This is a genomic window from Pseudomonas sp. 1152_12, from assembly GCF_052850675.1.
On record NZ_VXCW01000014.1, the window covers coordinates 46,407 to 61,388 of the forward strand.

At 58.3% G+C, this 14,982-nt stretch carries 11 protein-coding genes; 10 read left to right on the forward strand and 1 reads right to left on the reverse strand.

Translation table 11 applies throughout. The annotated features are described in order from the left end of the window. The first annotated feature begins 69 nt into the window (after nt 1–69). From FW764_RS23260 to FW764_RS23305, 10 genes are all read left to right on the forward strand, one after another. Nucleotides 70–987, forward strand: coding sequence for a helix-turn-helix domain-containing protein (locus tag FW764_RS23260; protein WP_446435914.1), 918 nt, complete (start codon nt 70–72; stop codon nt 985–987). A gap of 176 nt (nt 988–1,163) precedes the next feature. Next, nucleotides 1,164–5,513, forward strand: a complete 4,350-nt coding sequence (locus tag FW764_RS23265) for a dermonecrotic toxin domain-containing protein (RefSeq protein WP_446435915.1) — start codon at nt 1,164–1,166, stop codon at nt 5,511–5,513. 278 nt (nt 5,514–5,791) lie between these two features. Beyond that, the gene (locus tag FW764_RS23270; protein WP_446435916.1) at nt 5,792–7,114 is read left to right on the forward strand and encodes an ABC transporter substrate-binding protein; all 1,323 of its coding nucleotides are present in this window, start codon (nt 5,792–5,794) and stop codon (nt 7,112–7,114) included. Nucleotides 7,115–7,281: 167 nt separating this feature from the next. Further along, nucleotides 7,282–8,172 carry a carbohydrate ABC transporter permease gene (locus FW764_RS23275; protein ID WP_446435917.1) on the forward strand — a complete coding sequence of 297 codons (891 nt, stop codon included), beginning with the start codon at nt 7,282–7,284 and terminating at the stop codon, nt 8,170–8,172. 10 nt (nt 8,173–8,182) lie between these two features. Further along, nucleotides 8,183–9,013 (forward strand): carbohydrate ABC transporter permease, encoded by an 831-nt coding sequence (locus tag FW764_RS23280; protein ID WP_446435918.1) that lies wholly within the window; start codon nt 8,183–8,185, stop codon nt 9,011–9,013. 22 nt (nt 9,014–9,035) lie between these two features. Continuing rightward, nucleotides 9,036–10,139: an ABC transporter ATP-binding protein gene (locus FW764_RS23285; protein WP_446435919.1), complete on the forward strand. Its 1,104-nt coding sequence runs from the start codon at nt 9,036–9,038 to the stop codon at nt 10,137–10,139. Nucleotides 10,140–10,155: 16 nt separating this feature from the next. Then, nucleotides 10,156–11,637, forward strand: coding sequence for a mannitol dehydrogenase family protein (locus FW764_RS23290; RefSeq protein WP_446435920.1), 1,482 nt, complete (start codon nt 10,156–10,158; stop codon nt 11,635–11,637). Between the two features lie 75 nt (nt 11,638–11,712). Next, complete coding sequence (gene xylB, locus FW764_RS23295; protein ID WP_446435921.1) at nt 11,713–13,194, forward strand: xylulokinase; 1,482 nt, start codon at nt 11,713–11,715, stop codon at nt 13,192–13,194. Between the two features lie 12 nt (nt 13,195–13,206). Next, nucleotides 13,207–14,145: a carbohydrate kinase family protein gene (locus FW764_RS23300; protein ID WP_446435922.1), complete on the forward strand. Its 939-nt coding sequence runs from the start codon at nt 13,207–13,209 to the stop codon at nt 14,143–14,145. A 101-nt stretch (nt 14,146–14,246) separates the two neighbouring features. Next, on the forward strand, nt 14,247–14,516 hold the full coding sequence (locus FW764_RS23305) for a DUF2790 domain-containing protein (protein ID WP_446435923.1): 270 nt from the start codon (nt 14,247–14,249) through the stop codon (nt 14,514–14,516). A gap of 82 nt (nt 14,517–14,598) precedes the next feature. On the opposite strand, the gene FW764_RS23310 is transcribed toward FW764_RS23305, so the two are convergent. Beyond that, entirely contained in the window at nt 14,599–14,868 is a 270-nt protein-coding gene (locus FW764_RS23310) for a DUF1652 domain-containing protein (RefSeq protein ID WP_446435924.1), read from the reverse strand. Nucleotides 14,869–14,982: the final 114 nt, after the last annotated feature.

A 14,982-nucleotide genomic window follows, 5' to 3' on the forward strand; every position in this document is an offset into this window, starting at 1 on the left:
TTGGCGCTGGCGAGGTTGCGCGCAAGGGGGCATTATCCTACGCAGCAACCACAATAAAGCGACGGCAGCATGACCCGAGCAATGCGCATTACCGACCCTTCCTACGAGTTGATGGACGATCACAACGGCCTGTCCATCATCTATCGCCAGCACGGTTTCCCCTGCCCGTTGGTGCGCTGGCACTTCCACAAGGAATACGAGCTGCACCTGATCGTCGCCAGCTCGGGCAAAGTGTTTATCGGCGACTACATCGGTAACTTCTACCCCGAAAGCCTATTCCTTACCGGCCCCAACCTGCCCCACAACTGGATCAGCCAGGTGGAGGAAGACGAGGTGGTGCCCAAGCGCGACATGCTGGTGAATTTCACCGACGAACTGTTTGAACAGGGCAGCCCAGTGTTTGCCGAACTCAAGACGCTGGCGCCGATGTTGGAACGGGCGCAGTACGGCATCGAGTTCCGTTGCAAAAAAACCATCGCCCAAGCCATGAGCTTGATGCAGCGCATTGAAGACGCCCAAGGTATAGCGCGCCTGGGGCACTTCTTTATTCTGCTGGAGGTGTTGAGCGCCTGTGAGGATTACCAGCTGCTGTCCGGCGGGACGACACCGCAAGTGGCCGACGAGCACAGCATTGATCGCACCAACCGCGCGGTGGACTATATCTTTGCCCACTACGCCCGCGAATTGTCGCTGGAGGAAGTGGCGCAGTACCTGGGGATGAAGCCGACGTATTTCTCGCGGGTGTTTAAACAAGCCACTGGGCGCACGTTTATAGAATTTGTTAACCGGCTACGCATCAGCAAATCTTGCGAGCTGCTGGCCGATGGCGACAAAGCCGTGACGGATGTGTGCTTTGAGTCGGGTTTTAACAATATTTCCAACTTCAACCGGCGTTTTCAGCAACTCAAGGGCATGACGCCGTCCCATTACCGACGTCTGGCGGTGCAACGGCTCACGGATCAGAACCTGACGCCGATAGGCGCTTAGCACTTCAACTCGAGGGCCGCAGGCCTTAATCGACCATTTGCTGAGATACGCCTCTCGCCTCTCTCGCTTAAATCCCGCAATACATGGGGCGGAACACATTCCTTCTGGCGACCAACAAGCTAACAGCCCGCAGCCTGACTGTTTGCTCACCCAAAGTCGCCAAATCGGAATGCCCCATGAGAAGTTACCTGACGCACTCACCCCTGACCTTTGCTGCCCACCCCCTAAGCCCATCCCCTGCGCCCGTTGAGGGGCAACCGAATAAAGCGCGGATACGGCGCAGCACATCGGCTGACGTAATCTCCCTGAAAGTCCAAAAAGCTGCCCAGACATTGGTACGCCAGGCGGACGCCGACCTGGCCGGAAAATTCGCCACCGCCTTGATGGAACAGGCCAATTCAAATAGCACAGGCCGCCAGCAGCCCATCTCCTCCGGGGTAGTCTCTGATATTCCCGCCAACTCCACGTTCGGACAACTCTGGGCAGGGCTTACTCACACGCTCAAGAGCGAGCCGTTTGCCACGTTTGCAAAAAATAACCACATTGATCTTTCAAACCTGAAAGTGACGCCCAGCGGCTGGCTGGATTGCACCATTAACGGCAAGCGCAGGACCTTCTCCAAATACGAAACAGGCTTTGAGCAAGCCACTGTCGACGTTTTGATGGCTGCCCGCAAACTGAGCCCTAACAACAAGCCGTTTGTATACGTAGACGAACACAGCGCCACTACGCGTGCTGTCGGTAACTTTTACGGCGTGCAGGTTCCCAATACAAAAGCCGGGACGCTCGCGGATATCCGTCAATTGCAGGAGAACATGAGGTTCCCCTCCGTGTTTTCTCCTGACGCCAACGCACCACGCCCCAGTCGACACGAATACCGGCACGCCAGGCAAATGCAGGACGAAGCAGAGCAGGACCTCGCACTTCAGATGGTTCGGGAGCCGGGGAAATTTCCTCCCCTGCAGCGTCAAGCTGGCATTCCTCAGCTCGCGCCGCCAAACCCTGCGCAACCGGCCACAACGCCGGTGCAAACGCCGGTGCAAACGCCAACCGCCACCACTGACCCGGTGGCCGCCATTGCGCGCCGTCAGTTTGCCGGTGAGCCCAATGTTTACTCAGTGGTCGCGCGCGCGCTAAGCGATTGGATAAAGGAGGCGGCCCCCGCACTGGACGTCGACGTCAACCAGATATCTATTGAAACGCCCGATCCGGACACCCCTGGTGCATTCAAGCGAACACAATTAATGGCACGTGTCTTCGACTACTTGACGGGTGGGGAGGCCCCGCGCTTCACAGGCACCGATAGAGCGTTTGACACACGTCCTGATCTACTGGCACGGACGGGCAACTCTGCCGACACCCCGCTCGATCTGGATTTGTCAGCGTTGAGCGGTATCATAAATGCATTGCCGGCTCGACTGAACCACTACTACGAAACGGCCATGGGTGAGTATTGGGATAAGCCGGCCTTCGCTGGGGGCACTGATGCGGGTGCAGCCTTTACCGGCAGCCACAGGGCATTGGTTAGTCGAATTCTGCGAAGCAACTTGCAACTGGCCGGTCTGAAACAACCCGGCCTGGATGATGAGCAGCGCAAGACCGTAGACATGGTCGCAAGACATCCCGAAGAAGCAACACGTCCCGCCCCAACTGACCCCAACTCATCAGGGGCCACCGTCTATAGCCTGGTCGGTACAGCACCAAAGATGGTGATTCATCGCTACTTGGCGAACATCAATCGCGACATTCTTCTATTAGTGGAGCCCAGCGGGAAAATCACCCCGTTTAAGAGCTGGGATGAACTCAACAGCTTGGGTGCTGTGAATGACAGGCTGACCGGCAATATGTTCAGCGCCCAGGCCGACATCATCATCGATCAGCATCTGGGCGACAGTTTGTCTGCGCCTTCAACGCGCTCAGGCACAGACGGCTCGACGAAGGGGACCATCCCTCTACCCGACTGGATGAGCAAAGCCGGCGAAGCCGAACGTTTTGTCATGCATGAACTCAGCCTGGGATTGGCAAGCACCCACCAAACTAACCAAGGCCGCAGCTACAACAGCGGCATTGAGGACATTCGCAGTTTTGCGCAGCATCGATTTGACAGCCTGCCCGAAAACCAAAAGCTGACGGCGCACGCGGCCGCAAACCTTGAGGTGGTCTTCAAAGTGCCTTATGGAACGCTGACCTCCGGCTTCATTGACCGGCAAACCATGAGCCTGACGGACATGCTCCTCAATAACTTATCGGGGCTGCCTAATGGCCAGATAGAGGTCTTTTTCAAGACAGGGCTCAAAGATGAGAACGGTGCAGAAATAAAAGTCAGAGTGCCCACGCTGGAAAAAGAGGGTGTGCTCAAGCAGCTCGTTGACGAGCTCGATATTGGCAAAACCTACACGGATTTGCTCAAAAAACAATTGCTCGACGACCCCACCGAAAAAGCGCAGCGCCAGTCACTTTTCGCTCAGCAAGTACCGCTCGAACTACAGTTCAAAGCCCTGGAACTGAGCATCCAGGGAGCGTCCGGTTTCAACGCAACAGGTTTCAGGTACATCCAGGAAGTGTTCAAGCCTGGCCTTGGCCCCAGGGTCGTTGATGGCAAGGAAATCGTCATCCGACCGCTGGCTTTTGATAATCAAGCCAATGGAAAGCCCGATGAGGTGGAAGGTGCCTATCTGATCGAACCCAAGGACAGTACGACCGGCCCGCATATTCTGTATAGGCCGCTGATCAGCGATGCTCCGCTGCTGCAATTTCCAACCCGCCAGGCACTGCTGGAAGCCATACAGAACAAAGGCAAGCTGCAAAATGACATCCTCGCCTGGCTCCCGGATGAAAACACGCGAAAACTCTACAGCGGCGACGGTTTCAAGCATCCCAACCTGGTGATATTCGGTTTGAACCTGGGGTCCGTTCCCCTTAACAAAACCCACCCTCTGGCCATCGATACCCGACTGCAGCAAACGTTACAGGAGGGAAAATTGCTGGAGCATCTGTACGAGGCCAATGCCCAGAACTTGATCACCCTGGCTGAGCACCAATCAACAACAGACGCTCAAAGCCGGTGGGCATCCCTCAAGGAGGGTGGTTTCCTGCTGCTCAATTCAGTGCTGCCTGTGCTGCGCGGCCCCGGCGCCATACTCGGCTTGATGATGCAGGCTCAAGGCATTATCAGCGACTTGGGCATCCTGCTCGACGATGACGCACAAAAGAAACAAGCAGCCCTGACCGATCTGCTGGTCAACCTGGCAACGTTGTTTATCCACTTCAAGGCACGCTCATTGTCGCAGCCCTCTTCCGTCACATCGACAAGCCCGGCAACCGGCGCCAGCGTGATGGTGGATGAAGCAGTACCGCTCACCCCGCCCCTACAGCGCTTTCGGATGGGGGGGCCGCTGGAAAGAATCATACCTTTGGACGGGGAAATCCAGACCAACGTAGACACTTACAATCGTAAAGGCCAGGAAGTGAAGCGGCTGAACATCATTGGTCATGCCAATGAGCCTGAGGGAGAGCAATCAGCGGTGATTGTCGCTGAAGGTGAACAAGTCTATACGGCTGAACAACTCGATAATGAACTCATTGGGCGGGGCATTAACATTCGAGATTACCCGGAAGTTCGCTTGCTGGTGTGCTACTCCGCCAAAGGGGGTGACAACTCTCTGGCGGCACAACTGCACGCGCTCACTGGCGTCCCGGTAAAGGGATATGAAGGCACCGTCGAGGTAGGGTATATATCTGGTACAGCCGTGGACCCGGAAGATATATACAAAACAGCCCTTGAAAAACTCAGAATCCGGCGTCCAGAATTTTCTGAAGCCGCCAGGAAAGAACTGGCAGAGATAGCGCTGAACAACCAAATTAGAGACATGGATATTTTTAACCATGTGGAAAAGAAGAGTGGTGAAAAAGTAAAAGTAAACTGGGGAACGATGCAAAATCCAATCTATGAAGAGGTGTCAGTCGACTACCGTCCCAAGCGCTTCGGCCCGCCAAAGACCCGAACAATTGCGGGCACTGCAGAAGTTCAAGACACCTCAAAAGAGCTGCATAACATGGGTGAATATAAAGCCTTCAAGGCGTTGTCCGAGGCTGACAAACTGAAAAACAGCATTGCTTTTACGACCTCGGAAGACGGTCAGTATGAGTACTTTCTGGACCGGACAGTGGGCAGCACGGAAATCAGACTAAACATCATCGGGCATGGTGATAAAGGCGGCGCTACATTCAAAAGCGATCTGAAAGGCGCAGCGTCCCACTCGCCTGAAGCATTTGCAAAATTGATTGCCCCCATGCTGAAAAAAACCGGGGCCACCCATATCAGGATGATCAGTTGCAAATCAGGCAGTACCGGCTTTTCGGAAGAGCTCTCAAAACGCTTGAACGTGCCCGTCAAAGCGCCCGTGGGTACCGTCACTCAATTTGAAGTCATGAAAGACAGGTACTGGATTCTAGAGAAATTCCCAAACCCACGTCGCCCGCACGATCATGAGTGGAAGACATTTACACCTGCCACACCGGCCTAGTAGACCTCAACGCGCCAGTCCCCACTTACGCCAAGCCGTTGAATCACCCGGTTCAAGACCCTGGTGGTTCAGCGGCTGACCAGGCCGGGCGTTGCTGAAAGGTTTCATGCAATCGATTGCCGAGTGCAAAAAAGTATCAGCTCAAGTGTGCCCAAGGATTTGTCACACGCCCATTTCAAGGCTGTAATCAACGCACACTCTTCCTGACTGCTTGTAGGAAGACACAACAACAATAACTGTCCTTCTGTAGCCCCCTGGGCGCAGAAATGGAGTGCGCGATGAAGTTCACAGCAAAAACTCTGCTTGCATCGACGTGTATGACTGCATGCATGACCCTCAGCGCCGTCAGCTTTGGCGCGCAAACCCTGACCATTGCCACCGTCAACAACAGCGACATGATCCGCATGCAAAAGCTCTCGAAAACCTTCGAGACCGAGCATCCGGAGATCAAGCTGAACTGGGTGGTGCTCGAAGAAAACGTGCTGCGTCAACGCCTGACCACCGACATCGCCACCCAAGGCGGACAGTTCGACGTGTTGACCATCGGCATGTACGAAGCTGCACTGTGGGGTGCCAAAGGTTGGCTGGAGCCGATGAAGGATCTGCCGGCGTCCTACGACCTCAATGACGTATTCCCTTCGGTGCGTGACGGTTTGTCCGTCAAGGGTTCGCTGTACGCCCTGCCGTTCTACGCCGAAAGTTCGATCACCTACTACCGCACCGACCTGTTCAAGGACGCCGGGCTGACCATGCCCGAGCACCCGACCTGGACCCAGATCGGCGAATTCGCGGCAAAACTCACCGACAAGAGCAAAGAGCAATACGGCCTGTGCCTGCGCGGCAAAGCCGGTTGGGGCGAGAACATGGCGCTGATCACCACCCTGGCCAACGGCTACGGCGCGCGCTGGTTCGATGAAAAATGGCAGCCGGAATTCAACGGTCCGGAATGGAAGGACGCGTTGAACTTCTACGTAGACAACATGAAGAAATCCGGCCCGCCGGGTGCTTCCAGCAACGGTTTCAACGAAAACCTCGCGCTGTTCAACAGTGGCAAGTGCGCGATCTGGGTGGACGCCAGCGTGGCCGGTTCGTTCGTCACCGACAAGTCTCAGAGCAAGGTCGCTGACAGCGTCGGCTTCACCTTCGCGCCGCACGAGAAGACCGACAAGGGCACCTCGTGGTTGTACTCCTGGAGCCTGGCGATCCCGACCAGTTCCAAAGCCAAGGATGCCGCCAAGGTGTTCACCACCTGGGCAACGTCCAAGGAATACGGCGAACTGGTAGCCAAGACCGACGGCATCGCCAACGTACCACCTGGCACGCGCAAATCGACCTACAGCGACGAATACATGAAGGCCGCGCCGTTCGCCAAGGTGACGCTGGAGTCGCTGAAAGTTGCCGACCCGACCAAACCGACCCTCAAGCCGGTGCCGTATATCGGTATCCAGTTGGTGACCATTCCTGAGTTCCAGGCGATTGGTACTCAGGTAGGCAAGTTCTTCTCCGGCGCGCTGACCGGTCAACAGACGGTGGATCAAGCCTTGAGCGCCGCGCAGACCACCACCGAGCGTGAAATGAAGCGGGCGGGTTATCCCAAATAGCCCTGACTCACCTCTGTAAATGTGGGAGCGGGCTTGCTCGCGAATGCGGTCTTCCAGTTGATGCACTTGTGGCTGACACACCGCCTTCGCGAGCAAGTCGAATCGTCGCACCGCCGCTCCCACATTGACTGCACTCCGATTCTTGCTCTGCATTGGCCTTGAATACCATGAATACAACACCCAAAAACCGCCTGGCCAACCCCGGCTGGTTCCTCGTCAGCCCCTCGGTGGCCTTGCTGCTGCTGTGGATGATCGTGCCACTGGGCATGACCCTGTACTTTTCGCTGATCCGCTACAACCTGCTCTACCCTGGCGAAAACCAATTCGTGGGGTTGGAAAACTTCACCTACTTCATCACCGACTCGGGCTTCCTGCCTGGCGCCACCAACACCCTGTTACTGGTGGGCAGCGTGTTGCTGATCAGCGTGGTGTTCGGCGTGTTGATCAGCGCGTTGCTGGAGGCCAGCGAGTTCCTGGGCCGCGGCATCGTGCGGGTGATGCTGATTTCGCCGTTCTTCATCATGCCCACCGTCGGTGCGCTGATCTGGAAGAACCTGATTTTCCACCCGGTGTCGGGGATTCTCGCCGCCGTGTGGAAGCTGTTCGGCGCCGAACCCGTGGACTGGCTGGCGCACTACCCATTGCTGTCGATCATCATCATTGTGTCGTGGCAGTGGCTGCCCTTCGCCATCCTGCTGCTGATGACCGCCATGCAGTCCCTCGACCAGGAACAGAAAGAAGCCGCGCGCCTGGACGGTGCCGGCGCCATCGCGATCTTCTGGCACCTGACCCTGCCCCACCTGGCGCGCCCGATTGCCGTGGTGGTGATGATCGAAACGATCTTTTTGCTCTCGGTCTTCGCCGAAATCTTCACCACCACCAACGGTGGTCCCGGCTACGCCTCGACCAACCTCGCCTACCTGATCTACAACCAGGCGCTGGTGCAGTTCGACGTGGGCATGGCCTCGGCTGGCGGCTTGATCGCCGTGGTCATCGCCAATATCGCGGCGATCATCCTGGTGCGGATGATCGGCAAAAACCTGACTGACAAGCCTTGAGGGCCGCGCCATGACGCTTCAACAATCCCGCCGCCTGCAAAGCCTGCTGCTTGGCACGTTGGCCTGGGCCATCGCAATCCTGATTTTCTTCCCGATCTTCTGGATGGTGCTGACCAGCTTCAAGACCGAAATCGACGCGTTCGCCACGCCGCCGCAGTTCATCTTCACGCCGACGCTGGAGAACTACCTGCACATCAACGAGCGCAGCAACTACTTCGCCTACGCCTGGAACTCGGTGGTGATTTCGTTCAGCGCCACTGCCCTGTGCCTGCTGATCTCGGTGCCGGCTGCCTACTCCATGGCGTTCTACGAAACCCAGCGCACCAAAGGCACCTTGCTGTGGATGCTGTCCACCAAGATGCTGCCGCCGGTGGGCGTTTTGATGCCGATCTACCTGCTGGCCAAGAGCCTTGGCCTGCTGGATACGCGCATTGCGCTGATCATCATCTACACCCTGATCAACCTGCCGATTGTGGTGTGGATGGTGTACACCTACTTCAAGGACATCCCCAAGGACATCCTCGAAGCCGCGCGCCTGGACGGCGCCACCCTGTGGCAGGAAATGGTCCGCGTGCTGCTGCCGATCGCCAAGGGCGGCCTGGCCTCTACCGTGCTGCTGTCGCTGATCCTGTGCTGGAACGAGGCGTTCTGGTCGCTGAACCTGACCTCCTCGAATGCCGCGCCATTGACCGCGCTGATCGCCTCTTACTCCAGCCCCGAAGGTTTGTTCTGGGCCAAATTGTCCGCCGTCTCGACCCTCGCCTGTGCGCCGATCCTGATCTTTGGCTGGTTCAGCCAGAAACAGCTGGTGCGTGGTTTGTCCTTCGGCGCAGTTAAATAATAATTCCAAGCGGAGGCCCATCATGGCCAACCTCAAAATCAAGAATTTGCAAAAAGGCTTCGAAGGTTTCTCGATCATCAAGGGCATTGACCTGGAAGTGAACGACAAGGAATTTGTGGTGTTCGTCGGCCCGTCGGGTTGCGGTAAATCCACCCTGCTGCGTTTGATCGCGGGCCTTGAGGAAGTCACCGAAGGCACTATCGAGCTGGATGGCCGCGATATCACCGAAGTCACCCCGGCCAAGCGCGATTTGGCCATGGTATTCCAGACCTACGCGCTGTATCCGCACATGAGCGTGCGCAAGAACATGTCGTTTGCCCTGGACCTGGCCGGCGTCGACAAGAAGCTGGTGGAGAGCAAAGTCAGCGAGGCGGCGCGCATTCTCGAACTCGGCCCGTTGCTGGAGCGCAAGCCTAAGCAGCTGTCCGGTGGCCAGCGTCAGCGTGTGGCCATCGGCCGTGCGATTGTGCGTAATCCGAAAATCTTCCTGTTCGATGAGCCGCTGTCCAACCTTGACGCCGCCCTGCGCGTGCAGATGCGCCTGGAACTGGCGCGCCTGCATAAAGAGCTGCAGGCGACCATGATCTACGTGACCCACGACCAGGTTGAAGCCATGACCCTGGCCGACAAAGTGGTGGTACTCAATAGCGGCCGCATCGAACAGGTCGGTTCGCCGCTGGAGCTGTACCACCAACCGGCCAACCTGTTTGTGGCAGGTTTTCTGGGCACGCCGAAAATGGGCTTCCTCAAGGGCAAAGTCACCCGCGTCGAAGGCCAGGGCTGCGAAGTCCAGTTGGACGCGGGTACCTTGATTAGTCTGCCGCTCAGCGGCGCCACCCTGAGCGTGGGCAGCGCGGTGACCTTGGGCATTCGCCCAGAGCATCTGGAAATCGCCTCGCCAGGGCAAACCACGCTGACCGTCACCGCCGACGTCGGCGAACGCCTGGGCAGCGACACCTTCTGCCACGTCATCACCGCCAACGGCGAGCCGCTGACCATGCGGATTCGCGGCGACATGGCCAGCCAGTACGGCGAAATCCTGCAGCTGCACCTGGACCCGGCGCACTGCCATCTGTTCGACACCGACGGCGTGGCCGTGACCCGACCACTGCGCGCCGCCGCCTGATTTCGCGAGACTTGTGATGAAACTGAATAAACAGAACCTCACCCAACTGGCGCCGCAAGTGAAAATCCCGGCCTACGCCATTACCAGCACCACGCAAGGGATCGCGCATATCGGCGTCGGCGGCTTCCACCGCGCGCACCAGGCGTATTACACCGACGCGCTGATGAACACCGGTGAGGGCCTCGACTGGGGCATTTGCGGCGTTGGCTTACGCAGCGAAGACCGCAAAGCCCGCGATGACCTTGCCGGTCAGGACTATCTGTTCACCCTGTATGAACTGGGTGACACCGACGACACCGAAGTGCGCGTGATCGGCTCGATCAGCGACATGTTACTGGCCGAAGACAGCGCCCAGGCACTGATCGACAAACTGGCCAGCCCGCAGATTCGTATCGTCTCGCTGACCATCACCGAAGGCGGCTACTGCATCGACGACAGCAACGGCGAATTCATGGCTCACCTGCCGCAGATCCAGCACGACCTGGCGCACCCGAAGTCGCCGAAAACCGTGTTCGGCTTTATCTGCGCCGCGCTGACCCAACGCCGTGCGGCCGGTGTTGCGGCATTTACCGTAATGTCCTGCGATAACCTGCCCCACAACGGCGCCGTCACGCGCAAGGCGTTGCTGGCCTTCGCCGCCCTGCACAACGCCGAGCTGCATGACTGGATCAAGGCCCACGTGAGCTTCCCGAACGCCATGGTCGACCGCATCACGCCGATGACCAGCACCGCCCACCGCCTGCAATTGCATGATGACCATGGCATCGACGATGCCTGGCCGGTGGTGTGCGAACCTTTCGTGCAGTGGGTGCTGGAAGACACATTCGTCAACGGCCGCCCGGCCTGGGAAAAGGTCGGCGTACAGTTCACCGATGACGTGACCCCGTACGAAGAGATGAAAATCGGCCTGCTCAATGGCAGCCACCTGGCCCTGACTTACCTGGGTTTTCTCAAGGGCTATCGGTTTGTTCACGACACCATGAATGACCCGGTATTGGTGGCGTATATGCGCGCTTACATGGACTTGGACGTCACGCCGAACCTGGCGCCGGTGCCAGGCATAGACCTGACTGAGTACAAGCAGACGTTGGTGGATCGCTTCTCTAATCAGGCGATTGCTGACCAACTGGAGCGGGTGTGCTCGGATGGGTCGTCGAAGTTTCCCAAATTCACGGTGCCGACGATTAATCGCTTGATTGCCGATGGACGTGAGACGGAGCGTGCTGCGTTGGTAGTTGCCGCTTGGGCGTTGTACTTGAAGGGTGTCGATGAAAACGGCGTGGCGTATAAAATTCCAGACCCGCGCGCAGAGTTCTGCCAAGGGTTGGTGAGTGATGACGCCTTGATCAGCCAACGCCTGCTGGGCGTGGAGGAGATTTTCGGTAACGCTATTCCCAACTCGCCTGAGTTTGTGGCAGCGTTCGAGCGGTGCTATGCAAGCCTGCGTGACAACGGTGTTACAGCAACACTGCAACAACTCCTGAAGAAAACGGCTTAAACAATGTGGGAGGGGCTTGCTCCCTCCCACATTTGACCGGGTTACCACTCCAACAATACTGCTGAGCACTCCACCATGACCCAGCAAAACCTTTACCTCGGCATCGACTGCGGTACCCAGGGCACCAAAGCCATCGTGCTCGACGCCACCAGCGGCAAAGTGCTGGGCCTGGGCGCCGCTGCGCATACGTTGATCAGCGGCGCCAACGGCCGCCGCGAACAGCCCCCCCAGGAATGGCTGGACGCCTTTACCGAAGCCACGCACCGCGCGTTGCAACAGGCCGGCGTGGACGGCCAGGACATTCTCGGCATCGGCGTCTCCGGCCAGCAACACGGCCTGGTGCTGCTCGATGACAGCGGTCAGGTACTGCGCCCGGCGAAACTCTGGTGCGACACCGAAACCGCGCCGCAAAACCAGCGCCTGCTGGAGCACCTGGGTGGCCAAAGCGGCTCGCTGGAACGCCTCGGCGTGGCGATTGCGCCGGGCTACACGGTGTCCAAACTGCTGTGGACCCGCGAGCAGCACCCGGACGTATTCGCGCGCATCGCGCACATTTTGTTGCCCCACGACTACCTCAACTATTGGCTCACCGGGCGTGCCGTCGCCGAATACGGCGATGCCTCGGGCACCGGCTATTTCAACGTGCGCACGCGTGCATGGGACGTGGCGCTGCTCCAGCACATCGACCCCAGCGGCCGCCTGCAAGCCGCCTTGCCTGAGCTGATCGAGGCGAATCAAAGCGTGGGCACGATCTTGCCGGCCATTGCCGAACGCCTGGGCATCAACGCCAACGCCAGCGTTTCCAGTGGTGGTGGGGACAACATGATGGGCGCCATCGGTACCGGCAATATCGCCCCCGGTGTCATCACCATGAGCCTGGGTTCGTCCGGGACCGTGTATGCCTTTGCCGATCAGCCGAGTGTGAGCCCACAAGCGTCAGTGGCGACCTTCTGCTCCTCCAGCGGCGGTTGGTTACCGTTGATTTGCACGATGAACCTGACCAACGCCACAGGGGTGATCCGCGAACTGTTCGACCTCGACCTGGCCACCTTCAACGCCTTGGTTGCCGAGGCACCGATTGGCGCCGATGGCGTGAGCATGCTGCCCTTTCTCAATGGCGAGCGCGTGCCCGCCCTGCCCCACGCCACCGGCAGCGTGCATGGCCTGACCATGACCAACCTGACCCGCGCCAACCTCTGCCGCGCAGTGGTTGAAGGCACTACTTTCGGCCTGCGTTATGGCCTGGACCTGCTGCGCCAGACCGGCCTGCAAAGCCACAGCATCCGCCTGATCGGCGGTGGCTCGAAGAGCCCGGTATGGCGGCAGATGGTTGCCGATATCATGAACACCGAAGTGATCTGCACCGAACAAAGCGAAGCCGCCGCTCTCGGCGCGGCGATCCAAGCGGCATGGAGCCAGTCCGGCGCATCCCTGGCCGCCTTGTGCGACAAATGCGTCAGCGTCGACCCGGCCAGCCGCACGCTGCCGGTGGCGGCCAGTGTCAGGGCCTACCAACAGGCTTACGCGCGCTATCAACAACTCGTGGCAACCCTTTAAGAGCGAACGACTATGTATCTGGTGTGTGGCGAAGCGCTGTTTGATTTTTTCAGCGAAGAAGATGCCAGCGGGCAGGCGTCCAAAATCAATTACAAGGCGATTGCTGGCGGCTCGCCGTTCAACGTGGCCGTGGGTTTGCGCCGCCTGGGCATCGAGTCCGGACTGTTTGGCGGCTTGTCCAACGACTTCCTCGGCCAGCGCTTGCTGCAAGTGCTCAAGGACGAAGGCGTCAGTGAGCAATTTTTGGTGGAGTTCCCCGCGCCGACCACCCTGGCGATGGTCGCTGTGGGTGCCAATGGCTCACCGCAATACAGCTTCCGTGGCGAAGGCTGTGCCGACCGCCAACTGCGTGTGGTGCACTTGCCCACGTTGGGCCATGAGGTTCGCGGCCTGCACGTCGGTTCGTTTTCGCTGGTGGTGCAGCCCATCGGCGACACCCTGCTCACGCTGGTCAAGCGTGAAAGCGGCAAGCGCCTGATCAGCCTTGACCCCAACGTGCGGCTCAATCCGCAGCCGGACATTCAACTGTGGCGTGACCGCGTGGCCGAGCTGGCCAAGCATGCCGACCTGATCAAAGTCAGCGACGAAGACCTGCACCTGCTCTACCCCGACCAGTCGCCGGAAAGCGTAGTGCAAGGCTGGTTGCAGCATCGCTGCCAGTTGGTATTCCTCACCCGTGGTGGCGACGGCGCGACCGTCTTCAGCCGCCAGCATGGCCGTTGGTCTGCGCCTGCCGTCAAGGTGGTGATGGCCGATACGGTCGGGGCCGGCGATACCTTCCAGGCGGCGTTGATTGCCTGGTTGACCGAGCAGCAGCTTGACTCTGTAGAAGGCCTGCAACGACTCACACGGGCGCAGATCGACGCCATGCTCGGTTTCGCCATTCGCGCCGCCGCCCTGACCTGCAGCAAGACCGGCCCGGACCTGCCGTATCGCGCACAACTTGGATGAACGCAGCACTTCATGAAGGTTTTGTCAGCCACGGCAAAATTAATCGATGGTTAATCGCGCCCGCCGAGAGTGAAGGTGTACCCACTTGTGGAGAAACCATCATGAAACTTCGCACGTTGATGCTCGGCGGCGCCTTGGCACTGGCAGCCATTTCGGGCCTGGCCCAGGCCGACACTCAACAAACCTCAGCCAAGCCCGTGCCCTATAAGTACGGCATGCCCTTAAACATCGACAAGGTGATTGCCATGAACGAAACCCCAACCAACGACTGCAAAGTCATCAACGCGGATATGAAGTTTGTAGACACGGCCGGCAAAATCGAAGACGTGGGCTATCGGAAATTGTCCGAAGCCTGTGATTTCCAGAATTAAGCCGTCGGTGATTCAACAGAACCGTATTGGGCCTGGTGTTTACCAGGCCCAGCGTTCTTCGGTGATTCAACCAAACCAGGGGCTAGTAATAACTGCGCCCGCCCGCTCTTTGCAACGCGGGTGAATGACTGTGTTTGAGGTCTTCACGCAACCCGGTGATCAGGTTGCAAATGGCTCGACTGCTGTCGAGTTTGTCGGCGTTTATACCTTTGACTTCCAAATCCACTCGGTCACGGTCGCGGTCGTCATAGACTTTGATCGTCAACGAAGCATCTTCGGCTTTGGTGCATTCGCACCGTTTAGGCAGGAAACTTCCTTCAATAATGCTGCGAAGTTCTAATTCCGAAAGCATGGCCAACCTCTCCTTTTATGAGACTGCCAACAGATTATCGTGTACCCGGCAGGCACCTGCCTGCCGCGCCTTACCGACCTTGGAAGACGCTTACAATCACCAAGCGTACTCGGC